Source organism: Melittangium boletus DSM 14713 (assembly GCF_002305855.1).
GTDB classification, from domain to species: Bacteria; Myxococcota; Myxococcia; order Myxococcales; family Myxococcaceae; genus Cystobacter; species Cystobacter boletus.
This window is the reverse complement of the sequence record NZ_CP022163.1, coordinates 5770390-5791881: the sequence shown is the minus strand read 5'-3', so window position 1 is coordinate 5791881 and position 21492 is coordinate 5770390. Positions and strand designations below refer to the sequence as shown.

Annotated in this window: 20 protein-coding genes and 1 pseudogene; 14 read left to right on the top strand and 7 right to left on the bottom strand. The window is 65.8% G+C overall.

Going from position 1 to position 21492, the window contains the following annotated elements; all coding sequences use genetic code 11:
• The first annotated feature begins 60 nt into the window (after window positions 1-60).
• The 3 genes from MEBOL_RS24320 to MEBOL_RS24310 all read left to right on the top strand — a co-directional run bounded on the left by MEBOL_RS24320 (window position 61) and on the right by MEBOL_RS24310 (window position 4555).
• Window positions 61-2160 (top strand): monovalent cation:proton antiporter family protein, encoded by a 2100-nt coding sequence (locus tag MEBOL_RS24320; RefSeq protein WP_095979693.1) that lies wholly within the window; start codon window positions 61-63, stop codon window positions 2158-2160.
• Window positions 2161-2340: 180 nt separating this feature from the next.
• Window positions 2341-3552 (top strand): hypothetical protein, encoded by a 1212-nt coding sequence (locus tag MEBOL_RS24315; protein ID WP_095979692.1) that lies wholly within the window; start codon window positions 2341-2343, stop codon window positions 3550-3552.
• Window positions 3553-3568: 16 nt separating this feature from the next.
• Window positions 3569-4555 carry a HEAT repeat domain-containing protein gene (locus MEBOL_RS24310; protein WP_095979691.1) on the top strand — a complete coding sequence of 329 codons (987 nt, stop codon included), beginning with the start codon at window positions 3569-3571 and terminating at the stop codon, window positions 4553-4555.
• Between the two features lie 18 nt (window positions 4556-4573).
• Here the strand turns inward: MEBOL_RS24310 and MEBOL_RS24305 are convergent, their stop codons facing one another.
• Window positions 4574-6052, bottom strand: a complete 1479-nt coding sequence (locus tag MEBOL_RS24305) for a hypothetical protein (RefSeq protein ID WP_218920814.1) — start codon at window positions 6050-6052, stop codon at window positions 4574-4576.
• A gap of 296 nt (window positions 6053-6348) precedes the next feature.
• Between MEBOL_RS24305 and MEBOL_RS24300 the strand changes: the two genes are divergently transcribed.
• Both MEBOL_RS24300 and MEBOL_RS24295 read left to right on the top strand, forming a co-directional pair.
• Window positions 6349-6810 (top strand): carboxymuconolactone decarboxylase family protein, encoded by a 462-nt coding sequence (locus MEBOL_RS24300; protein WP_095979689.1) that lies wholly within the window; start codon window positions 6349-6351, stop codon window positions 6808-6810.
• Window positions 6797-7675: a sigma-70 family RNA polymerase sigma factor gene (locus tag MEBOL_RS24295; protein WP_095979688.1), complete on the top strand. Its 879-nt coding sequence runs from the start codon at window positions 6797-6799 to the stop codon at window positions 7673-7675. The genes MEBOL_RS24300 and MEBOL_RS24295 overlap by 14 nt, the downstream gene beginning before the upstream one ends.
• A gap of 60 nt (window positions 7676-7735) precedes the next feature.
• On the opposite strand, the gene MEBOL_RS24290 is transcribed toward MEBOL_RS24295, so the two are convergent.
• Window positions 7736-8356 (bottom strand): TetR/AcrR family transcriptional regulator, encoded by a 621-nt coding sequence (locus MEBOL_RS24290; RefSeq protein WP_157775432.1) that lies wholly within the window; start codon window positions 8354-8356, stop codon window positions 7736-7738.
• A 108-nt stretch (window positions 8357-8464) separates the two neighbouring features.
• On the opposite strand from MEBOL_RS24290, the gene MEBOL_RS24285 reads away from it, so the two are divergent.
• The 6 genes and pseudogenes from MEBOL_RS24285 to MEBOL_RS24255 all read left to right on the top strand — a co-directional run bounded on the left by MEBOL_RS24285 (window position 8465) and on the right by MEBOL_RS24255 (window position 14350).
• Complete coding sequence (locus MEBOL_RS24285; protein ID WP_095979686.1) at window positions 8465-9187, top strand: Coq4 family protein; 723 nt, start codon at window positions 8465-8467, stop codon at window positions 9185-9187.
• Window positions 9188-9209: 22 nt separating this feature from the next.
• A complete protein-coding gene (locus MEBOL_RS24280) occupies window positions 9210-10259 on the top strand; it encodes a tetratricopeptide repeat protein (protein ID WP_095979685.1) in 1050 nt (349 codons plus the stop codon).
• 1235 nt (window positions 10260-11494) lie between these two features.
• Window positions 11495-11824: a DUF5953 family protein gene (locus MEBOL_RS43960; RefSeq protein ID WP_342747655.1), complete on the top strand. Its 330-nt coding sequence runs from the start codon at window positions 11495-11497 to the stop codon at window positions 11822-11824.
• Window positions 11821-11988 (top strand): annotated as a pseudogene (locus MEBOL_RS44140) (HNH endonuclease); the annotation flags it as partial. The gene MEBOL_RS43960 and the pseudogene MEBOL_RS44140, both read left to right, overlap by 4 nt.
• Before the next feature lie 174 nt (window positions 11989-12162).
• Window positions 12163-12900: a hypothetical protein gene (locus MEBOL_RS24260; protein ID WP_245918805.1), complete on the top strand. Its 738-nt coding sequence runs from the start codon at window positions 12163-12165 to the stop codon at window positions 12898-12900.
• A gap of 244 nt (window positions 12901-13144) precedes the next feature.
• Window positions 13145-14350 carry an IS701 family transposase gene (locus MEBOL_RS24255; RefSeq protein WP_095982973.1) on the top strand — a complete coding sequence of 402 codons (1206 nt, stop codon included), beginning with the start codon at window positions 13145-13147 and terminating at the stop codon, window positions 14348-14350.
• Window positions 14351-14594: 244 nt separating this feature from the next.
• Here the strand turns inward: MEBOL_RS24255 and MEBOL_RS24250 are convergent, their stop codons facing one another.
• Window positions 14595-14804: a DUF2381 family protein gene (locus MEBOL_RS24250; protein WP_095979681.1), complete on the bottom strand. Its 210-nt coding sequence runs from the start codon at window positions 14802-14804 to the stop codon at window positions 14595-14597.
• 29 nt (window positions 14805-14833) lie between these two features.
• Window positions 14834-15763: a transposase gene (locus MEBOL_RS24245; protein WP_095982972.1), complete on the bottom strand. Its 930-nt coding sequence runs from the start codon at window positions 15761-15763 to the stop codon at window positions 14834-14836.
• An 878-nt stretch (window positions 15764-16641) separates the two neighbouring features.
• On the opposite strand from MEBOL_RS24245, the gene MEBOL_RS24240 reads away from it, so the two are divergent.
• Window positions 16642-17289, top strand: a complete 648-nt coding sequence (locus tag MEBOL_RS24240; RefSeq protein ID WP_342747654.1) for a DUF6310 domain-containing protein — start codon at window positions 16642-16644, stop codon at window positions 17287-17289.
• A gap of 1 nt (window position 17290) precedes the next feature.
• On the top strand, window positions 17291-18055 hold the full coding sequence (locus MEBOL_RS24235; protein WP_095979679.1) for a DUF5953 family protein: 765 nt from the start codon (window positions 17291-17293) through the stop codon (window positions 18053-18055).
• A 28-nt stretch (window positions 18056-18083) separates the two neighbouring features.
• Here MEBOL_RS24235 and MEBOL_RS24230 read toward each other — a convergent pair whose 3' ends face one another.
• The 3 genes from MEBOL_RS24230 to MEBOL_RS24220 form a co-directional block, all read right to left on the bottom strand.
• Window positions 18084-19034, bottom strand: a complete 951-nt coding sequence (locus MEBOL_RS24230) for a DUF2381 family protein (RefSeq protein WP_095979678.1) — start codon at window positions 19032-19034, stop codon at window positions 18084-18086.
• A gap of 201 nt (window positions 19035-19235) precedes the next feature.
• Window positions 19236-20165, bottom strand: coding sequence for a transposase (locus tag MEBOL_RS24225; protein ID WP_095982971.1), 930 nt, complete (start codon window positions 20163-20165; stop codon window positions 19236-19238).
• Window positions 20166-20560: 395 nt separating this feature from the next.
• The gene (locus MEBOL_RS24220; protein WP_095979677.1) at window positions 20561-20839 is read right to left on the bottom strand and encodes a hypothetical protein; all 279 of its coding nucleotides are present in this window, start codon (window positions 20837-20839) and stop codon (window positions 20561-20563) included.
• A gap of 180 nt (window positions 20840-21019) precedes the next feature.
• On the opposite strand from MEBOL_RS24220, the gene MEBOL_RS44135 reads away from it, so the two are divergent.
• Window positions 21020-21292 (top strand): transposase, encoded by a 273-nt coding sequence (locus MEBOL_RS44135; protein ID WP_157775430.1) that lies wholly within the window; start codon window positions 21020-21022, stop codon window positions 21290-21292.
• Window positions 21293-21492: the final 200 nt, after the last annotated feature.

Genomic DNA, 21492 nt, shown 5'->3' with positions numbered 1-21492 from the left:
GCGGTCTCCTCCAGGTGTTCTCTCGGTTGGCTTCTCTTCGATTCCGCGGGTGATTCAGCGATGCACCACGATGCACACATCTTCCTCCAGGCCCTGGCGACCGTCCTCTGTGTCGCGGCGGTGACGTCCATCCTCTTCCAGAGGCTGCGGCAGCCCGTGGTGCTCGGCTACATCATCGCGGGGCTCATCATGGGCCCCCATGTCCCCATCCCCCTGGTGGCCGACCCCGGCATCGTCCAGACGCTCTCGGAGCTGGGCGTCATCCTCCTGATGTTCTCGCTCGGGTTGGAGTTCAGCCTGCGCAAGCTGCTGGCGGTGGGGCCCACCGCGAGCATCACGGCCGCCATCCAATGCAGCCTGATGATCTGGCTGGGCTTCGTGGTGGGCCGGGCGTTTGGCTGGACGGCCAAGGAGAGCATCTTCACGGGCGCCATCATCGCCATCTCCAGCACCACCATCATCGCCAAGGCCTTCGACGAGCAGGGCATCAAGGGCAAGTTGAGGGAAATCGTCGTGGGCATCCTCATCGTGGAGGATCTCATCGCCATCCTGCTCATGGCGACCCTGACGGCCGTCTCCACCGGCTCGGGCCTGTCCGCGGGCCAGCTCACGCTGACCATCGGCCGGCTGGCGCTCTTCCTGGTGGGGCTCGTGGTGGTGGGGCTGTTCGTCATCCCGCGCACGGTGCGCGCGGTGCACCGGCTCAAGCGCCCGGAGACGATGCTGGTGACGAGCGTCGGCATCTGCTTCGCCATCGCCCTGCTGGCGCAGTCGTTCGGCTACTCGGTGGCGCTCGGCGCGTTCCTCGCGGGCTCGCTCGTGGCGGAGTCCGGGGAGGAGCAGGAAATCGAGCACCTGGTGCAGCCGGTGCGCGACATGTTCGCCGCCATCTTCTTCGTGTCGGTGGGCATGCTCATCGACCCGGGGCTCATCGCCCAGCACTGGCTGGCGGTGTTGGTGCTCACGCTGGTGGTCATCCTCGGCAAGCTCGTGGGCGTGTCGCTGGGCGTGTTCCTCACGGGCAACGGCACGCGCACGGCGGTGCAGTCCGGCCTGAGCCTCGCGCAGATTGGCGAGTTCTCCTTCATCATCGCGGGCCTGGGCCTGTCGCTCAACGCCACCGGGGACTTCATCTACCCCGTGGCGGTGGCGGTGTCCGCCATCACCACGCTCACCACGCCCTTCCTCATCAAGGCCTCGGGGCCGGTGGCCAACTTCGTGGACGCCAAGCTGCCCAAGCCCCTGCAGACCTTCGCCGCCCTCTATGGCAGCTGGGTGGAGGAGATGCGCAAGGCCCCGCCGCGCCAGACGGCGGGCACGAAGATCCGCGGCAAGGTGCGCCTGCTCCTGCTGGACGCGGCCCTCATCGCCGCCATCATCATCGGCACGTCCATCTTCCTCAAGCGCATCACCACGGAGCTGGAGGCGCGCAGCGGCCTGGGCGCCGCGGTGGTGCACCCGCTGGTCATCGGACTGGCGGCGATGCTCGCCACGCCCTTCTGCGTGGGCGTGGTGCGGCAGGCCCGCTCGCTAGGGACGCTGCTCTCGGAGACGGCCTTCCCCGCCGCGGCGGGGCGGTTGGACCGGGCGGCCGCGCCCCGCCGCGCGCTCGTGGTGACGCTGCAACTGGCGAGCGTGCTCGCGGTGGGCGCGCCCCTGGTCGCCATCACCCAGCCCTTCGTGCCCGGCTTCCTCGGCGCGGCGCTGCTCTTGGTGCTGCTCGCGGCGCTCGGCGTGGGCTTCTGGCGCAGCGCCACCAACCTCCAGGGCCACGTGCGCGCGGGCTCCCAGGTCATCGTCGAGGCGCTGCGCGCCCAGTCCCGCGTCAAGCCGGAGGCCCATGAGCCACACGGCAACAGCCTGGGCACCCTGCACGCCATCCTGCCCGGCCTGGGCGAGCCGACGCCGGTGCGGCTCGAGGCCTCCAGTCCCGCCGTGGGGCGCACGCTCGCGCAGCTCAACCTGCGCGGCATGACGGGCGCCACGGTGCTCGCCATCCGGCGGGGCGAGGACAAGGTGGTCGTCCCCACCGCGGACGAACAGCTCCAGGCGGGGGACGTGCTCGCCCTGGCCGGCACGCACGAGGCCATCGACTCGGCCCGCGCGGTGCTCTCGGGCACGCCTCCGCCCGAGCACCCGGAGCACTCCGTCCCGGCCTGAGGGGCCGTCGATGACAAGGCACAGGATGGGGCATGCTCCCGGGGCATGAGAAGAATCCCTGCGCTTCCGTGCTTGGCCCTGGCCGTGGGCTTCGCGCTCCTCTCCACCGCGTGCGCCACTTCTCGGGTGCACCCCGGTGAGGGAGGAACGCGACAAATAAACGCCCCCGCGGATGGACATATGCGTGGGGCCACCCACACCAGCAAGCCTCGGCAGCCCAAGAAGTCCGTCATCGAGCAACGGGCACGCATGGAACCACCGGCGCAGGTGCGGCTCTTGCCAGTGGGCCTCCGCGAGCTGTCCGAGGGACACTGGCAGTTTCTCTTCCCCGCACGTCCGCCCATTCCTGCCTTGGAGATGTTGAGCCTGGAGGATGTGCGCCCCCTCCTCGCCGCCTTCACCTCGCTTGGGCCTCAACCGATTCCTCGGCTGCATTTGCTGGAGGTACCTGGCTCGAGCAACGCTGGCCCCGGCACGGCCTCCCGGTGGGAGACCCCTCTGCGCGAGAGGTTCCTCTCCCACTTCGGCCCCCCGCCACGACCTCTGCCCGAATCCCTGGCGACCGAGCCGTTGTTCTCGAAGGCCTTCGCCGCCACCCTCACCCTGCGCCTCGCCTTGGCGGTGGGATTGGTCGAGCTGGGCCAGGTGGCGCTGTCCGGCCTGCGCCTGTATCAAGAAGCGGAAGCGGCTTCCACGCCCCAGGAGTTGGAGGCTGCCTCCGCGCGCTTCGGTAAGTCCATGGGCGGCACGTCCCTGCGGGTGCTGGTGACGGTGGCGTCCCTGGGTCTGGCCAAATTCATTCCCCAAGTGCCCGAAGGCGGAATGGGACGACTCCTGCCCTCGGTGACGCATGAAGGGCTCGTCCTCGTGGAGCAATCCGTCTCCACCGCCCAGATCGTGGCGGACGGCACCCTGATTGTCTCCGGTGTAGCCGCGGGCACCACCACCTGCTCCAGTCTGGCGCTTTGCGCGACAAATGCCTCGGGAGGAGCCTCCAGCAGAGCGCCCAAGCTCTCTACTCGCCACGGCAAACCGCACACCCAGGAGAATCCCACTCACAACGAAGCCATTGAACGAGACATGGCCTCCCGGGAAGTGGCCGGACATACGAGTCTGAGAAAGGACAGGGTTCAGAGAAACGCGGCGGGCAGGCGCGTTTATGACGAGACTCCCGTAAAGGAGATCCGTTTTCGAAGACCCGATGCATCCTCGGTGCGACCAGATGGAGTGCGGCACAACACCAACTACGTCTCCAACCCTCGGGAGCTGAATCGAGAAATGGAAGCTTTCGAATCGATGAAGCGAGCGGATCCGGAAGCCATTCACGAATTGTATCTCCTCGACGGAACCCTGGTGCAGAGGTACGTCCCTCCCGGGATAGGCTTTCCGTAGAAGCGCAGGACGAGACATGGCACGAAAGGCGAATGCCACGCAGTGGCGCAATGAACTCATCGCCGCATTCAGCGAAGGCGACGAGGCCCGGACACGCGCGTGGGTATCCCAACTCGGCGCGCGCAAGGCCCGCCCCCTGTTGGAGGCCATGCTGGATGACCCAGATGCAGCCGTACGCCAGGCAGCGGCATTTGGCCTCGGTGAACTGGGCGGCACCGCCAGCGCCAGGCGCCTTGAGCACCAACTCGCCCTGGAGGAAGCACGCAAGGACCACGATGGGGCCTCCGTCGCGGAGGCCGTCACTCAGGCCCTGGGACGCATCCAGGGAGCGAACGCACGGTCGAGCCTGTTGCGCAGGATGGAGCGACTGGTCGCCGCGAACGGGCCGGAGCCCGCCGACTTGAATGACGTGTCCCGTGCGCTGTGGCGCCAACGACACTCGGACCTGATTCCCTTCCTCCGACAGCTCCTGGAGAAATTCGCACTTCCAGCTCCCACCTCCCTGCATGGACTGCTCGTGCTGCTGGAAAAGGCCCCGGAAGAACTCCAGGCGTGGGCCGCCGATGGCTCCGTACCCATTGAACTCAAGGGCGAGGTTCTCACGGTGCTCGCCGAGGAGATACCCGAGGCGCTCGTCCCCACCCTGCCCGCGTTTATTTCCTCGGCCCTGCCCCTGGTCGACACGGCTGTGAAGTACAAGGGCGCGGCCTCGGGCTACTGCACGGACATGTTCTCCCTGCTCCTGTTGCATCCGGGGCATCTCCTTCCCCTGCTCCCGGAAGCAGCCCTCGCCACGTTACGTGACATGGCCCGGAGGCTGGTCGCGGCGACCCCCGCGCTCAAGTGCGCCCTTCAAGCCGCCGTCCTGCTCAAACACCTGGGCCACCCAGAGGACGCAGCGCACATCGAAGCGCACCGGCCAGCGGACCCCGTCCTGGCCAAGGTCTTCGATGATGCGGCCCGGGTACTGCGCGGACGCACCTCCTCGGAAAGAATCGTCTGACACCTACCAGGGACCGCCTCAGTCGCCCCAGTCCGGACGCGTGCGCAGCGCCCGGGGGAGCATCTCCGGGAGCTCGTCCCAGCTTTTCCAGAAGGCGTACCTGCCCTCGGAGAGGAGCTGGGATCGGTGTTCGAGGCGACGGAGCATCCAGGGGTCGAGCCCCTCGCGCGGGTCTCCGTCGTCGAGCCCCGCGTACAGGCAGAGCAGCTCGTGCATCGACGGAGCCCGCTCCCGCAGCGCGTCCATCTCGTTGTCCAGGGGGAGGAAGTGGGTTTCCCTGGTCGGATGGAACCCTCGCGCCTGGGTGACGTTCGAGCGGGTTTGCAGCCACCTGTTGAGCAGGTTGAAGTGCTTGTCGAGCAGCCGCTCGTGGTGCTCGCTCACGATCATGGGATTCGTGGAGAATCTGTTGGGAACCCCCAGCCGGGCCAGGGCGAGCCTGCGGGACATGCTTTTGTCGAACCGGAACGTGCCGTTGTCGTTGATGCGCCGCCCCTTGCCCTCCACCCAGGGGTTGATGAGCCGCGTTCGGGCGTAGAACTCGATGAGGCGATGCTCGTGGGCGTCCTCGTCCCAGGCTTGCTCATCAACCCGCCACGGATGGGGACTCAACGCACGCGCCCCCTGGGCCGCGAAGAACCCATACGCCAGCTCGTAGGTCAGGTCTCCGATGGGGTTGCCATCGACTTGTGAGCCCGTTCCGTGGCTCCCGGGTATCCGCAGCATCTCGACCTTGTCGGCTCCTTTGAGATTGAGCTGCCTGCGGACCGATGGGCTCTGGGCCCGATGCAACGTGCACAGCTTGAAGCTTCCCCCATGCGTCGGGCCATCGGCCAGATCCTCCGCCGCGACAATCCGGGCCGCTCGGGTGTTGTCATAGAGCGTGTCCCCGAACCAGGTGCGGGCCTCGCCACCGAAGGAGGTCTGGATCGAGAACTTGCACGGATCCAGCAGGAACATGAACACCTCCCGTTCCTTGAACCGCGGATCCTGATGCAGCAGGTCGGCGATCTCGATGCACAGGATGGCGCCCCGGCTGTGTCCCGCCAGGAAGATGCGCTCCGGCTGGAGTTCCTTGATGACCTGAACAGTGTCCCGGGCCTTCTGGGACAACCCCTCGCCGAACCAACCGCCCGCCCCCTTCTCGTCACCCACGGGATGTCCGCCGCCCTTCTTCCAGATGGGCTTCGAGCCCACGCCGTCATTGATGTACTTGAAGTCGCCGTCGCCACGCGGCAGGTGCCGGTGCAAGTCCGCGCCCTCTATCCGCCCTCGCCTGGCGATGCTGCTCACGTCGATGGCGTCACACCGCACGTGGAGCCGCACCAGCAGGTTCGTGGGCTCGTTGCGGTTGTGACCGGTTCCGATGTTGAAACAGTAGAAGTCGCCAGGCATGGACGCGAGTGTAGCGTGCCCCCCCGTCACAGCGCTCTCGGGGTCCAGCGCATCGACGGCAACCCCGTGGACCACCACGCGGGCACGCCTCGCGGATCGCATGGAGACGCTCGCGCGCGAGCTATCGCCTTGTTGGTGCTCTACAGACCGTTCATGCGCGAGGTGACGTACGGCGCCGTGCGGAAGCATCGCGGTGCGCGGGTCTTTCAGTCGGGGCGGCTTCGACAAGCTGGGCTTGCCCCGGTTACATGGCTCTCCCGCCCATTTCGGGCTTCGCCGATGGCGGGCAGACAAGCTGCTCTCGTTTAGGCATTTAAAATGGCCATGTCACACGCGGCACCGGCTGCGTCGTCCTGGGGATGGACGGGCACTTCGCCCCCCAGAACGAGGACCTACACATGAAGCCCCGGATGAATGCCTTCGCGGTCGCGCCGGACGCCCTCAACCTCATGGTGGATTTCAGCAAGAAGGTGGAGGCCCTGGGGCTGGAGCCGAGCCTCCGCGAGCTCGTCAAGATCCGCTCGTCCCAGCTCAATGGCTGCGCCTTCTGCATCCACATGCACACCCGCGACGCTCGCGCACATGGGGAGACCGAGGAGCGCATCTACCTTCTGGACGGCTGGCGTGAGTCGCCGCTGTACACCGACCGCGAGCGGGCGGCCCTGGGCTGGACCGAGGCCCTGACACTCATCTCCCAGACGCACGCACCCGACGAGGACTACGCCGCGCTCAAACCGCACTTCACCGAAGAGGAGATCGTGAAGCTGACCCTCATGATTGGCGTCATCAACACCGCGAACCGGCTCGTCCTCGGCTTCCGGGCCGTGCACCCGGTGACCCCTCGCAGTGAAGCCGCCTGATTCAAATCCCGCGGACGTCTTCGACCCGCTCCGCCCCCGGCTGCTCCGCATCGCGTACCGGATGCTGGGCATCGTCGCGGAGGCGGAGGACGTGGTGCAGGAGGCGTATCTCCGTTGGCACCAGACGAACCGCGACGTCGTGCGGGACGCCGAGGCCGTGCTCGTCCGCACGGTGACGCGCCTGTGCCTGGACGTCCTGAAATCCGCGCGCGTCCGGCGCGAGGAGTACGTGGGGACCTGGCTTCCAGAGCCCATCATCGAGACAGTGGAGGGCGATGACTTGACGCTGACCCTGATGATGGCCCTGGAGCGCCTGTCCCCGCTGGAGCGCGCCGCGTTCCTCCTGCACGACGTGTTCGGCATGGACTTCGAGCAGGTGGCGAAGGCCATCGACCGCGCTCCCGCGGCGTGCCGCCAGCTCGCCAGCCGGGCGCGGGAGCATGTGCGGGAGGCCCGGCCCCGCTTCCCCGTGACGGAGGCGAAGGGCCACGAGCTGGCCTCGGCGTTCCATGCCGCGTCCCGGAGCGGCGACACGCAGGCGCTCCAGGCACTGCTGGCCCAGGACGCCATCCTGTACGCCGACGGCGGCGGCAAGGCGAAGGCGGTCCTCAATCCCATCTACGGCCGGGAGAAGCTGGTGCGCTTCTTCGAAGGGGTGTGGCGCATTCCAGCCGTGGGCTCGGCGCGGCTCGTGCACGAGGGCACCATCGACGGCCTGCCCGCGTACGTCACGCTGGATCCGGATGGAATGCTGCAGACCACGGCGTTTGCCATCGAGGACGGCCGGATCGTCGCCCTCTACGTCACGCGCAACCCCGACAAGCTGAAGGGCATCCGGCGCGCGGTGGTGGGCGAGTCGTCATAGCGAACTGGGATTGAGGCCCGACGCCATCCGCCGCTTCGTGATGGGGATTGGGCGGAGCCCTCACTCCGGCGTCGAGAAGTGACGAAGGAGCATCTTCGCGAGGAACCCGCGAAAGCGACGCATCGCGTCGGCGTCGTTGTCCAGGCCGCTGTTGCGCAAGAGGGTGGGACCGAGCACGGGCAGTCCCGTCAAGACGAGCGCCGCGAGCACCACGAGGTGGGCCGTGTCCTCGCGCGGCGGTGCCTTCTTGCGGCCACGTCTGGACTCGCGCAGCGCCTGGGCCGCGTCGACGACCGCGGAGAGCGTGACTTCGTCGCCCTCGACATGACGCCCTTCGAGCGCGAGCCACATGAGCACACGCCCCTGCCCGGAAGCGCCCATCGAATCGAAGACGGCGTCGAGCATCCGCGTGAGCTCCACCTCCTCGCCCCGCGACGCCTGGAGCGCCTCGATCAGCCGCGCGTTGATCGACCTCAGGGCGCGCGCGACGACCGCGTCGACCAGGGCCTCGCGGCTGCCGAAGTGGTGAAGCACCGTCGGGTGTGACACGCCCGCGTCCGCCGCGACCTCCTGGAGGCGGATGCCGCTCGGTCCGGCGCTCACCAACCGTTTCTCGGCGGCATCCAGGATCTCCGCGCGCGCGGACTCCGCGTCGCGCCTCTTCCGCTTCGGCTCAGCCATCGCGGGAAGCATCGCACGGTGGGCCGCTTGCCAACAAGTTTGTCAGCTCACTGTTGACAACATTGTTCGTAAGCGACAAACTCGTGTTCATCATCGAGGAGGAAGCCCATGGCCCACCGTCAGTTCGCTCCCCGTCGTGCGTTTCACGCCGCCCGCACCCTCGCCAAGGATCCCGACGACCTGCCGCAGGTCTTCACCCTGATCGAGTCGCTCTCGTGGGACACGCTGGAGCGGATCGCGTCGGGATTGCGACGCAACGACACCGGCCGCGCGCTGCTCGAGAAGAAGCCGGACATCGTGGAGGTACTCGCCGATCGCGAGGCCCTCGCTCGCCTGCCCGAGGGATCGCTTGGACGCGCATACCTCGACTTCGTCGAGCGCGAGAACATCTCCGCGCAGGGCATCCGAGACGCGGCCGCGAAGGGAGCGACGCTCGACCAAACGCTGCCCACACCGCTCAACTGGGTGCACGCGCGCATGCGCGACACGCACGACCTGTGGCACGCCGCGACCGGCTATCACGGCGACGTGCTCGGCGAGACGGCGCTCCTCGCGTTCAATCTGGCGCAGAACATGAATCCCGCGATCGGGCTGATCATCGGCATCGGTCTGCTCAAGACGCGCGGCTCGCCCGACGCGAGCAAGGCGCGGGAGACCATTCTCGACGGCTTCCGCCGCGGCTGGAAGGCGGCGTGGCTGCCAGCCGTCGACTGGGAGGCACTCCTCGCGCTGCCCGTCGAGGAGGTGCGCCGCCGGCTGAACCTCGAGGCCCCGCGCGACTACCGTCCCATCCGGAGCACGGAGCTCAAGGCGCACCAGGCCGCGGCCTGAGCAAGTGCCTCGACCCCTCGCCATGTACACCGACGCCACGAGTTTCCTTCCAGAAGAGCTGCCCAGGTTCGCACTCGAACTCCTCGTCAGCCTCGTGCTCGTGTTTCCCTGGTTCTGGGCAAGAGCCCAGGGCGCGCTCGTGCGAGGGGTGTTCGTGCTCCACTATCGTTGGGGCATGGCCCGGGCCGTGTTCTGGCTCGTCAGGGGGTTGGAGATCCTTCCGCTCTCGGAGCCGATACGCTCCCATCTCCGGCGCTTGCGGACCTCCATCCACGAGTCGCTTGGCAAGACCGAGGTGGCTGTCGCGGGAGCGCGTGAGCTCGCGGCGCATGCGCGGGCGGACGGCTGCTGGTCCTGCGCCAATGGCGCCGTCAACGCCTTCATCAACGCGGGCCTCTACGAGGAAGCGCTCCGGTTCGATGAGCCCCTCGAGGCCGTGTTGAAGGAGGGGAGGTTCCTGGACGCGAGTCGGCTCCTCGTCCACTTCAACCTGGTCGAGGCCGACTACAACCTGGGCGACTGGGACGCGGCCCGCCAGCGTCTTGAACGCATGAAGGACCTGGTGCGTTCCGATCCCCTGATGTGGAACTTCTTCCCCATCCAGCACGCCTGGATCCTGGCGCACACGGGGCGGGGCGAGGAGGCACTCGGGGCCCTGGACGCGGTCGACGTGCGGCACGTGCCTCGGCCCTACTGGAGCGAGCTCCACTACACCCGGGCCGCGGCCCTGCTCGCGCTGGACCGGTACGAGGACGCTCGCCGCGAGGCGGAGCTGGGGATGGACGCCGCGCGAAGGGCGTCGAGTCATCGCAATGGGTTGTTCCTGCGAGGGCGCATCGCCCTGGCGGCGGGCCACACCGAGGAAGCCCTGCGCCTCTTCGAGGAAGGGGCGAATCACCGCTACAAGGGGCAGGGCGGTGACGCGCTCCGGGTCTGGGCGGAGGGTCTCGAACGCTTGGGGCGCAGGGAAGAAGCCAGGGCGGTCTGGCGACTCGTGCTGGAGCGAGACCCCCAGAGCGGTGCGGCCAGGGACGTCGCTTCGCGGCTGCACTCCAGTTCGTCCGCGGCGTGAGCCTCACCGGGCCTCGGGCACTCCGGCATCCACACGGGTCGGCTCGGGACGGGATTTGGCCACCGGCAGGAGACACCCAGGGACTGGCCGGGCACCCAATCCTGTCCACCGTGGTGTTGAGCCTCGAGCAGTCAGGAGTGGGCTCGGCTCAGAGCGGCGGGTTACTTTCAGTGGAGGCGGCGGGAATCGAACCCGTGAGCAAGGCGATAGAAAACCCTAAGCAGGACGCGCTGTTACCCGCTATCGCCTTGATTCTCCTGGGGTTCGTCATCCCGCCCCGTCCCACCCCGTTCCCTCGCGTTCCACCCCTTTCCCCGCTGGCGGGGCACACTGGGGGCACATGCGCCCCACCTCCCCGCCTGCATCCCTCCCCACGCCGGGCGGTGTGCGACTGGCGGGGCCCTCCTGAACGCGCAGCTCGCGCCCCAGCTACCGGGGGCCCTGTGCCGGAGCTGCTGCGGCGGGCCGCATCGGCTCGAATGGGTGCGCCACGGAGGCGCAGGCATTCAAGCTTTCGAGATTGCCGCAAACTCCTCCTCCACTAGGCGCCTCACGTCCTCAGTCATTAGTCCTGCCTTCCCGCAGTCGGGGCAAAGGATGCGCGTGTACTCTTGCGTCTTCCCGGTAATCGGATCCACTACTGAAACCCCAACGGACGACCAAATAGGTATCTTCTGCCCCGGTAGGTGGTTGTAGGCCACCTTCTCTTTGCCGCAGCGGACGCAAGCATCAATCTTCATAAGGGGCGGGCTAGCGTTGCTCATAGCGACCTCCAAGTAGCGCGGTAAAGAGGGGGGAAGAGACTACATCGCCAGAGCGACACCGGCGCAAGGGCGCTGGAACTGGGGTGTGCAACATCGCGCCCTAGATCCCTACTTGCCCGAGCATGGGCTGCCCGCTGCTGCTGCTTCACCCCGTCCCCAAGGCTTCCATGGCGAGCATGTCCGTCGCTGTCAGGAGCGCTGCCATAATCTGAACGTTCCACCAGAGCGTTTCCGAGCGTGCATCGCACTACTGCTTTTTGTCACAGCCTGCGTGACGTCAGCGCCGAGCCCAAGAAAGCCAGCGGCCCGGGACCCGAGGCTCGCCAGCATCCAGCGAGCGGCAACGCTGCCGTGGACGGACGGGGGGCGATGCGCCGTCCGCGAAGCTTCCGAGCCCTGGCCCCTGCGGGCGGAGCGGTGCTTTTATGCCCTCGACCATGACCGGATCGAGCTTCACGACACCACGGGACGATGCGCGGTTGCCTCTGCTGGCGCCGCTGCCGTTGGGCTCGGGGTTTGCGTCCCTCGCGGCGCCGGAGATCGTCGTGGGAGCGGAGATCGTCGCGGGCGTGGTGCGGTCAGGCGTGTACCTCAGCTCTTCTCTTTTCCGCCGCGTGTCACGCTAAGCCATGCTGCCTAAATTCTTTGACACCCTTTCGGGGCGAGGGCGGGGCACTCCTCGACGGCGGTTGGATGGTTCGACTCACGGATGTTCCGCTCGACCTCAATGACCCTACGAACATCAAGGCGCTCTTGCGCGACTGTGCGCGCTTTCCGCAAACTGGTGGCCACTCCTTATGAGTAATAGTTTTCCGAAGTGCATTTACTGTTCGACCCCCTCTGGCCCGGAAAATTGGTCACGCGAACACGTACTCGCTGACTCGCTCGGCGGAAGGTGCCTGCTGGAGAAAGGAGCTGTGTGTGCATGCTGCAACCATGCATTCAGCAGAGAGGTGGATCAGCCATGCGCAATGGTCTTTACGGGGCCACTCAGGTATTTCTTCATCAAGAGTGGAAGGCGACTTGGCACAGAAAAACCAGCTAAAATTCTGGTCAATGTCGATGGAGTCAGGGAGGAGGCTAAACTCAACAGTAACGGAGAATTAACCCTCACGCCTGGGCCCCGGACCAAGGAACCCGTGAAGGCTGACGACAACTCCGTCACATTGCAGTGGCGCCTATCCGAGGGCAAGACTCCCGATGAGGCTTTGAGTAGCGTAAAAAAGCGCCATCCCGAGTACGAATGGACCGGGTACGACATCCATCGATCGGAGGTCAAGCGAGAGAGCTTCTCTCTTGTTGGGAAATCCAGAGACGTCGCGAGAGCCGCAGCAAAAACGGCCATCAATTACCTCGCTTGGAGAATCCCTCATCTTGCTTACGACCCAAGCCTTGAAAACATTAAAAACTTCATTCGCGGAGGGGGAACATCAGAATCGTGGCCCAAGGCCGACTACTCGGAAGCATTTAAAGGACAGCTCTTCGTAGGAGACCTCAAGCCAGTTCATTACATTTCAGTGGTTTCCGATGAGTCAGGACTACTCAGAGGAGGCTTTTGTCTCTTTGGAACCCTTCATTTCTACGTTCCCCTCACCGACAATTGGCGTGCTGACATTTTTCATCTTGAGCACCAGTTTGAACCGCTTCAGCGCGCCCATTCCATCGTTGATGTGCACATGGTCCATCCAACGGACTTTTCTGTCCATGCCGAGCGCCAGACGAGTCGCATTCAACGTGCGAACCATTCAAGCTTCGGCGAACGATTCCTTCATGAACGTACAAACAAGGGGCAGTGGGAGCGATGTCTTGATTGCTGCTCCCCTGTCAAGCCTCCCCCCACATGGCAAGAAGTCGTGGCTTGCCATCGCAATCAATAGTGTGCGCGAGTCGTGACTCGCTCCATCGCTTTTGGATTCCGAGTATGAGCCACTCGACCTGGACAACCCCGCCCACCTGGACGCGCTTAACACTACTGCGTCAGGCCTGAGCAGGAGGTGAAGGAGGGGCCTGTCTGCTCGCCTGGTCTTGGAAGTCAGGTGTGGACCCCTACCGCGAAAGTCGGCCGGTGCGTATTGCTTGGGGAGTGAAGCCCATTCAGTGAGCCAGATGATGCGCACCTTCATGGACGCCCAGGGGATTGAACGACTCGAGGCGTATTTCCAAAAGATTGGCGACGTCTTGGGCGGGGACAGTCGCCGAGGTTCCTTTGCCCTTTATGCCATGGGCCTCCTGGGGGAGGGCGAGCGCAAGAGCGTCGAGCCCATTGCCGCGCGGGCCTGCCCCGACCCCGACAAGACCGAGGCCATGCACCAGCGCCTGCTTCACTTCGCTGTCAACTCCCGCTGGAGCGATCGGGAGGTTCGCCGAGAGGCCACTGGCTATGCCCTTGGCGCCATGACGCAGCGCGAGCCCATCGAGGCATGGATTGTCGACGACACCGGCTTTCTCAAGCAAGGCAAGCATTCGGTGGGCGTGCAGCGGCAATACACCGGCTCGGCGGGCAAAATCACCAACTGCCAGATTGGCGTCAGCCTCAGCCTCGCCACCCGCACCGAGCACCTCCCCATCGACTTCGAGCTGTACCTGCCCGAGTCCTGGGCCAATGACTCCGTTCGTCGTCAGGAGGCCCGAATCCCCGAGGAGGTGACGTTCAAGACAAAACCCCAGTTGGCTGTGCAGATGATTCGTCGGGCGATAGCGGACGGTGTTCCCAAGGGAGTCGCCCTGGCGGACTCCGCGTATGGCTCCTCCAGTGAGTTCCGCGCACAGGTGCGCTCCTTGGGGCTGCATTATGCAGTGGGTGTAGACCCCCAAACGGCCGTTTGCCTCCTCGACGACGAGGGGCGCCCCCAGGGCGAGGCGATGAGCGTCAAGGACATGGCTTCGCACCTGCACGAGCACGGAGGCTTTCGACGCTGCACCTGGCGCAGCGGAACCCGTGAGCCGCTCTGGGCGCGTTTCGCCTTGCGCCGTGTGATTGCCGCGGGAGTTCCCAAAAGCCAACAAGAACCGCTCTGGCTGCTCATTGAATGGCGCGAAGGTGAGTCCGAGCCGGCCAACTATTTCCTTGTTTCAGTGCCAGAGCGCATGAGCAAGAAACAGCTCATCCGTCTTGTCATGCAGCGCTGGCGAACCGAGCGCGTCTACGAGGACTTGAAGGGAGAGCTCGGGCTCGACCATTACGAGGGTCGGCGCTTTCCAGGTTGGCACCACCACGTCTCCGTCGCCCTGTGCTGCTACGCGTTCATCATCGCCGAACGCGCGCGGCATTTCCCCCCCTCGGCCCGAGGGGCGGGTGAAGCCCACGCGCAGCCGCTCCAGGCCTGAACGCCACTTTCACGACAGCTTCATCACCGCACGACTTGCCATGGCCCGGGTGATTGCCACCTGGCTGCCTCGCTGTCCTTGCTGCCACCGCTCCAGCCCCCAGTTCCCCTCACGGCCCCTGGCTGGCATCCCCATTCATCTTTCGGGCCCCTGACGCAGTAGTGTTAAACGGGCCTACGAGCGCTTCCCGGAGATTGGCGGGCGCGCTACCCCTTGGGCTCGGCACGGCTCGCGCTGGCCGTGCTCAGGGCCCCGCCTGCTGGCTCACTGGGAACTCGACGTTCCCGAGGGTGAAGGTGCGCGGCCCGGTTGCTTCCCATAGCTTGAGGGTGCAGGGGCAGCCGAGCTGCGCGCGCTCCCCATTGATGCCCACCACGACGGCACCGGCACCATTCGCGGGGATGGGGGCCTGTTGCCACCGGGTAAGCTCCACCTCTTCGCCCGTCGAGTCCACCAGCGCACCCGAGAGGGCCCGAGAGGGTGTCAAAGAACTTGAGCAGCACGAGTTGGAGCGACACGCGGCGGGAAGGAGAAGGGCGGGAAGAGCGCCGAGAAGTCCCCTCGACTCCACCGGGCCGCCGCCTCTCGAAATGCCGCAACGAAGGTCCGGTACTGCTCGCGCAACTCCTTCAACGCCTGTCGCGTGGAGGCATGCCCCAACGGCCTCGGGCTCCTCTTGAGGTGCTCGGGCCGGGTATGCGGGTGCTGCGCCCTCACGGCTCTCGCTCCCAACACGGGCGTGCCCCGCGATTGAGCCTCGGCTTCCACTTGCTCCACGAGCCCCCGCACCGCTCGCTGCCTCTCGTCCTCTTTCAGTCCTTTCCAGCACGGCAGTGGCGCTATTTCCAGTTCCACCGGCTCGGCCCATTCCTGTGCGAAGCGCCCCTCTCCCGCCATGTCCTCGCTTCCGCGTTTGCTCCAGCGCTTCGTCCAGTTGAACCACCGGAACAGGCGCCGTGCCGACCCCAGCAGTTGCGGCAAGCATGTGAGACCTGGCCACTCGGCGCTCCTGTCTACCAGCCCCTCTTTCACCCCATGGGCCAGCACGTAGCGCAGCCGGCCCACCAGCGCGGTGTCGTCCAGCACCGGTTCCGCGGAGTAACGCCGCTCCCAGAAACCTCCACTCCAATCCACCAACTTCCCCACCTTCTTGGAGAGGTTGGCGCGCAGGTATTGCATGAAGCCGGCGAGCGCGGCCCCTCGTGCCCACACCAACAAGTGGAAGTGATTGGAGGCGAAGGTGAAGGCGTACAGCCGGATGGTGCCGGCACTCCGCTGGACGGCGCGGGCCAGCACGCCTCCCACTACCTCGTTCACCTCCGAGCTGGGGCGCAGCAACAGTCGTCCCTGGAAGCACCTGGAGGTGACGAAGTAGTAACCCTCCTCTTGGAACATCCTCAGCGGCCAGCCCATCCCCCTCCCCCTGCTTGCGTTCCGCCAGGCCAGATGCACCGTGCGCGCCAAGTCGCAAGTCCGCGGAAGCATTTGAAGGGGGTGGGTTCAACCGTCCACGCCGAGCCTCGTTCTGCTTCGGCTCTCTCGTTTCAAATCCTTTGACACCTCTGGCGTTTCAAATCCTTTGACACCTCTGGCGGCCTCTGGCGGGCACCTCCGCCGCGCGGGGTGCGCGCGGGGTGCCGCGCGGGGTGCCACAACTTCCGCCGTCTCTTCCATCGCACTGACCTCCCAAGTCCAGGGGCTCTGGAAGGGGGTCAGTTTTAGTGTCGCGCGGGGGTCAATTTTGCTGTCGCTCTACACGCGGTCCAGGTGCGCGCCTCGCCGTTCCCAGCGGCCCGGGGGGCGGGTGCGTGCAACCTAGCGCCCTGTTGCCTGCACCACGCCCGAGGATGAGCTGCGCGCTGTGTTGGCGCTCGCCATGGCCCGAGCTGCGGCGCGGCACCCTAGCCCCCTGCCGTGCCCCCGGCGCGCTCGTTCGTGGCTGTCGGGCCGCGCTGTCATACTCCGACCGGCCGCACCAGGACCCGCTAGGTCCTAGCTTCAAGGGAGGACCGGCCATGCGTCTTCGAGCGTGCTTCGCACTTCTGCTCTTTCTCTCAGCCTGTACGACGACCCCCCCAAGCCCAAGGGAGCCAGCGGCCCGCGACCCGAGGCTTGCCAACCTCCAGCGAGCGGCGAAGCTGCCCTGGACGGATGGGGGGCGGTGCGCCGTCCGTGAAGCGTCTGAGCCCTGGCCCGAGCTGGCGGAGCGGTGCTTTCATGCCCTCGACCATGACCGGATCGAATTTCACGACACCACGGGGCGATGCGCCGTCGCCTCCGCAGGTGCGGCAGTGGGCGTCGGACTCTGTGTCTTGGCGGCGCCGGAGATCATCGTGGGGGCGGTGATCGTCGCGGGCGTGGTGGTGGTGGGCTTCGCCATCAAAGAGGCACTCGATGCCCATGAGCTGAAATGGGCCGACCAAGAGGACGCAAGGCCCCTGCCAGAAAAGCGGCCCGTGCCTGAAACAGCACCCGCCCCGCAGAAACCCTCGCCGGAAAAAAGGCCCAAGCCGGAGCCCAAAGGGCCGGACTTCCCTCCTCTGGAGCCACCCGAAGTCACGGAGCGAGATCGCCACAGGTGCGAGCCCGTCCCAGTGCCATACCACCGTGGCGGCAATAAACTGCACGACAAGTGCGCCGACAGAATTCCGAACAACAGTTTCCCCGGCGGGGATGTGTTCGTGAATGGGAAGAACTTCGACGCGCTGCAACTGGCCACGCGCACGCTCTGGGAAGTCAAGACCGACAACTTCGACACGTACCCGCCCGAACTTCGGAGAATTGTGATTGAGGAACAACTGCCGAAGTTGCAGTACGAGCGCGCCCTTGCTCTGGCCTGCGGATTTGACTTCAAGGTCGGCGTGCGCAGCGCCGCGCATAAAGCCGCACTGGAGTTCGCAGATGAGACCCTCGAAATTGTCGTGATGAACTGGTGCTGAAATGCCCGCAACGCAAGAAACTGACATTGGTGTTATCGTATACGCGCCTGCTCTCGTGAGCGCCGACGGCCGCCCCTTGGCTGTTGTTCATGGAATGGAGCGCGCATTCCCTGGCTTGCACCTGGAGTGGACGATTTCTGACGAGGGCAAGCTGATCCGGCTACCGCAGCGCGAGGCGTGGCTCGCCCAAGGAAGGCCGACCGGAAGGGGGTTTCGGCTCATTTGCAATGGCGACGAGAGCTACCGGGTAACGGTGTCTGGATGGAACAGCCCGGCGGGGATCTCCCCAGGAGGGCAGGCACAGCTTGAAGTTCATGCATCCCTGCCGCTCGACGCAACCGGCATCGCGGCGGCAGTAGAAGTGCTGGAGGCCATAGCGGAGGGTGCTCGCGCATTCTGGGGGCACGCGACGCCATTTAACGCGGGCGTGGAGATTTCGCGGCAGACACGCCATCCAGTGCGCAAGCCGGGAGTGCCCCCACGGGGGCTGCCAGCGCTCAAATTCCGGGAGGACATCCGCGCGCCTGAGATTCCGGCTCGCCTCGGATGGCTGAACTACTGGTCCGCCGCTGCCGCACAGGCCATCGGCTTTCCGGACCCGGCCCGCGACGCGGAGCTGCTGTCACGCTCACGGCGTACCGCGTCGGGCGGGTGGGTTGTGCAACTCACCGATGCGCCGCTCGACCTAGACAACCCCGCCCACCTGAACGCGCTTAAACAAGCCTATGAGCGCTTCCCGGAGATTGGCGGGCGCGCACCCCCTTGAGACTCGGCACGGCTCGCGGTGGCCGTGCTCAGGGCGCCGCCTTTGGCGCGTCCGGGAAGGTGACGTTCCCGAGGGTGACGGTGCGCGGCCCGGCTGCCTCCCAGAGCTTGAGCGTACAGGGGCAGTCGAGCTGCTCGGGCGCCCCCTCAGTGCCCACCAGGACGGCACCGGCACCGCTCGCAGCGATGGGCGCCTCTTGCCGCACGGTAAGGGCCACCTCTTCCCCGGTCGAGTCCTCCAGGACCGCCCCCGCCATCGTCCAGGGCTCCGCGCCGGGGTTTAAGAGGCGCAGCCACACCGCCAAGCTTGCCGGGTGGGTCTCGCCCGTGGGCGTGTAGCTGTAGCTCCGGGCTTTATCGAGCCGCAGCGCGTTCGCTGGCTGCTCCGTCAGGAAGAAAAGCTGCTTGAACGCCACGACCCCGGCCCCCTCCAGCCACGCGGCCCCCATGAGCCCGCCCGGCTCCTCACGCTCGGCCAGAAGCCGCGCTTTGTCCTCCTGGCACTGGCGCGCTTCGGCCTGTGCTTCGTCACGCTCCCTCTTGAGCACGTCGGGCGGGCGCGGCTGGCGGAACACCTCCACCTTGCGCGTCCCCTTTGCCGCATGGCCCACGAGCCAAAAGCTAGCGCTCGCCGGGGCCGCGCCATCCGCGAAGCGCACCGTCACCTTCACCCGCTCCCCAGGCAGATAATCCCCCCTGGGAATGACGTAGAGACTCAGCCCGTCTTCCCCGAGTGCCCAATGCGCGAGGCGTCCCACTGGCTGAAACTCCACCGCCCCCACAGCGACGCGAGAGTCAAAGACAAACGCTGTCGGCTCGTCCGCGCTAGCGCACACTTCCGGCGCTACCTCGGGGGACCCTGCCGACAAGTCAAAGCGCGCCGTCGCGGCGCAGCGGGGGACGGGGGGAGGCTCTGCGGCTTGCGCAGCACCAGCGAGCAGGGCGGCCAGCAGGACGGCACCGGGAGAGGGGGGCAGCACGGAAACTCAACCTCCAGAGAGCACGACAACGGTTAGGGCTGCCCGCTGGGCTGAATGAGACTAATTCGCGTGGGTGTCTTGGCGTTGCCGGGCGTGCTTCCGGGAGTGAGGCAGACGCCCAAGCCGGGGGGGCAATCATAAAGCTTGCCGTGCTCGTCCATGTAGCCTCGAGAGGGCTCGAGAGGGTGTCTCGAGAGGGTGTCAAAGAACTTGAGCAGCACGAGTTGGAGCGACACGCGGCGGGAAGGAGAAGGGCGGGAAGAGCGCCGAGAAGTCCCCTCGACTCCACCGGGCCGCCGCCTCTCGAAATGCCGCAACGAAGGCCCGGTACTGCTCGCGCAACTCCTTCAACGCCTGCCGCGTGGAGGCATGCCCCAACGGCCTCGGGCTCCTCTTGAGGTGCTCGGGCCGGGTATGCGGGTGCTGCGCCCTCACGGCTCTCGCTCCCAACACGGGCGTGCCCCGCGATTGAGCCTCGGCATCCACTTGCTCCACGAGCCCCCGCACCGCTCGCTGCCTCTCGTCCTCCTTCAGTCCTTTCCAGCACGGCAGTGGCGCTATTTCCAGTTCCACCGGCTCGGCCCATTCCTGTGCGAAGCGCCCCTCTCCCGCCATGTCCTCGCTTCCGCGTTTGCTCCAGCGCTTCGTCCAGTTGAACCACCGGAACAGCCGCCGTGTTGGCCCCAGCAGTTGCGGCAAGCATGTGAGACCCGGCCACTCGGCGCTCCTGTCCACCAGCCCCTCTTTCACCCCATGGGCCAGCACGTAGCGCAGCCGGCCCACCAGCGCGGTGTCGTCCAGCACCGGTTCCGCGGAGTAACGCCGCTCCCAGAAGCTTCCACTCCAATCCACCAACTTCCCCACCTTCTTGGAGAGGTTGGCGCGCAGGTATTGCATGAAGCCGGCGAGCGCGGCCCCTCGTGCCCACACCAACAAGTGGAAGTGATTGGAGGCGAAGGTGAAGGCGTACAGCCGGATGGTGCCGGCACTCCGCTGGACGGCGCGGGCCAGCACGCCTCCCACCACCTCGTTCACCTCCGCGCTGGGGCGCAGCAACAGTCGTCCCTGGAAGCACCTGGAGGTGACGAAGTAGTAACCCTCCTCTTGGAACATCCTCAGCGGCCAGCCCATCCCCCTCCCCCTGCTTGCGTTCCGCCAGGCCAGATGCACCGTGCGCGCCAACTCGCAAGTCCGCGGAAGCATTTGAAGGGGGTGGGTTCAACCGTCCACGCCGAGCCTCGTTCTGGTTCGGCTCTCTCGTTTCAAATCCTTTGACACCTCTGGCGGCCACCAGCCGGCCACCAGCCACCAGCGGCTGCACTGTTCACGCTTGCATTCCCTTGTGTGGGTTGGGTGCGTCGGCAGGCAGCAGACGTGCGCCGACACCTCTTAAATGCGTGCGTTTCCCGTGCGTGGTTCAACGCTCACGGAGCGTTGAGCAAGGGCCGAGCCACCAAACCGGCTAAGACAGCCTGCCCCCTATGTGCCCGGCTACATCACGTCGTGGCGGGCGTCTACAGCCGGACTCAGTCCCACTGTACGTTGTCCGAGACCCACTGATTCAGGTCCGACGGCCCATAGCCGAAATACGGGCAGTGGAGCGCGATGATGTAGATGTCGTGCTGGGTGCCCAGCGCCCCCTTGAGGTCGTCGTAGATGACTCCCGGCTCCTGGTCCGACGCGATGAAGTAGGAGGTTTCGGTCACCTTCTTCGCTTTCGGATAGTCTTTTTCGATTTTAACGGCGACCGGGGAACGCCCCGAAGAGTCGGGCAGCAGGTTGAACGTCACGATAAAGGGCCGCATGGTTGTACTCCTTTGTTTCCGTTGTTTCAGCGGCCGGAGACTAGCGCTTCGTGGTATCTTGTTCAAGTTTATCCGGGAGCGTGTCGTGAGTCTCCGGGCAGGTGGTTTTAGCGCGGGTGGTCCAACCCAGAAGCATTGACACGTCAGCCCTCCACGTTGACGCGTCAGCCCCCTACGCCGGTGAAAGCATCCCTCCTTGTCCAGGGCGTGCGCCAGGTAGTGGAGGCGTTAGAAGCCAGCGTGGTGTACCCACCCACCTACAGTCCTGACTTCAATCCCATCGACCTGTGGTGGGCGGACCTCAAGCGACAGCTGCGTGGGCTCGGGCCTCACGTCCTGGGTGACCTAGCTCAGACAGTGAGGCGACTCCAGACCGCAACGCCCCTGCCGACGCTGACTGCTTGGTTTCGCCGCTGCCTTTACTTTCCTCAACTCAACCTGGTTTCGCGTTGATAGGGTGGCTTCTCGCGTTATCCCTAAAGACTCAACTGGGATAGTCCCTGACCCTCGACCGTCCACCCAATCGTAGGCCGCGAAGCACAGTTTTTGCGGAGTGCCTCCTGTTTGCTCGACAAACCGGGCGAACTCGCGCGCCTTGCGAAAACTGCCAGTCAGCTCGGGCGTGTGCTGGTAAAGCTCGACCTTCACTTCAT

Excerpts from the sequence above, each read along its gene's own strand:
- MEBOL_RS24320 (WP_095979693.1), top strand. The coding sequence starts at position 61 with ATGCACCACGATGCACACATCTTCCTCCAGGCCCTGGCGACCGTCCTC.
- MEBOL_RS24315 (WP_095979692.1), top strand. The coding sequence starts at position 2,341 with ATGCGTGGGGCCACCCACACCAGCAAGCCTCGGCAGCCCAAGAAGTCC.
- MEBOL_RS24310 (WP_095979691.1), top strand. The coding sequence starts at position 3,569 with ATGGCACGAAAGGCGAATGCCACGCAGTGGCGCAATGAACTCATCGCC.
- MEBOL_RS24305 (WP_218920814.1), bottom strand. The coding sequence starts at position 6,052 with ATGCGATCCGCGAGGCGTGCCCGCGTGGTGGTCCACGGGGTTGCCGTC.
- MEBOL_RS24300 (WP_095979689.1), top strand. The coding sequence starts at position 6,349 with ATGAAGCCCCGGATGAATGCCTTCGCGGTCGCGCCGGACGCCCTCAAC.
- MEBOL_RS24290 (WP_157775432.1), bottom strand. The coding sequence starts at position 8,356 with ATGGCTGAGCCGAAGCGGAAGAGGCGCGACGCGGAGTCCGCGCGCGCG.
- MEBOL_RS24285 (WP_095979686.1), top strand. The coding sequence starts at position 8,465 with ATGGCCCACCGTCAGTTCGCTCCCCGTCGTGCGTTTCACGCCGCCCGC.
- MEBOL_RS24280 (WP_095979685.1), top strand. The coding sequence starts at position 9,210 with ATGTACACCGACGCCACGAGTTTCCTTCCAGAAGAGCTGCCCAGGTTC.
- MEBOL_RS43960 (WP_342747655.1), top strand. The coding sequence starts at position 11,495 with ATGCGCGGTTGCCTCTGCTGGCGCCGCTGCCGTTGGGCTCGGGGTTTG.
- MEBOL_RS24255 (WP_095982973.1), top strand. The coding sequence starts at position 13,145 with ATGGACGCCCAGGGGATTGAACGACTCGAGGCGTATTTCCAAAAGATT.
- MEBOL_RS24245 (WP_095982972.1), bottom strand. The coding sequence starts at position 15,763 with ATGGGCTGGCCGCTGAGGATGTTCCAAGAGGAGGGTTACTACTTCGTC.
- MEBOL_RS24235 (WP_095979679.1), top strand. The coding sequence starts at position 17,291 with ATGCCCGCAACGCAAGAAACTGACATTGGTGTTATCGTATACGCGCCT.
- MEBOL_RS24225 (WP_095982971.1), bottom strand. The coding sequence starts at position 20,165 with ATGGGCTGGCCGCTGAGGATGTTCCAAGAGGAGGGTTACTACTTCGTC.
- MEBOL_RS24220 (WP_095979677.1), bottom strand. The coding sequence starts at position 20,839 with ATGCGGCCCTTTATCGTGACGTTCAACCTGCTGCCCGACTCTTCGGGG.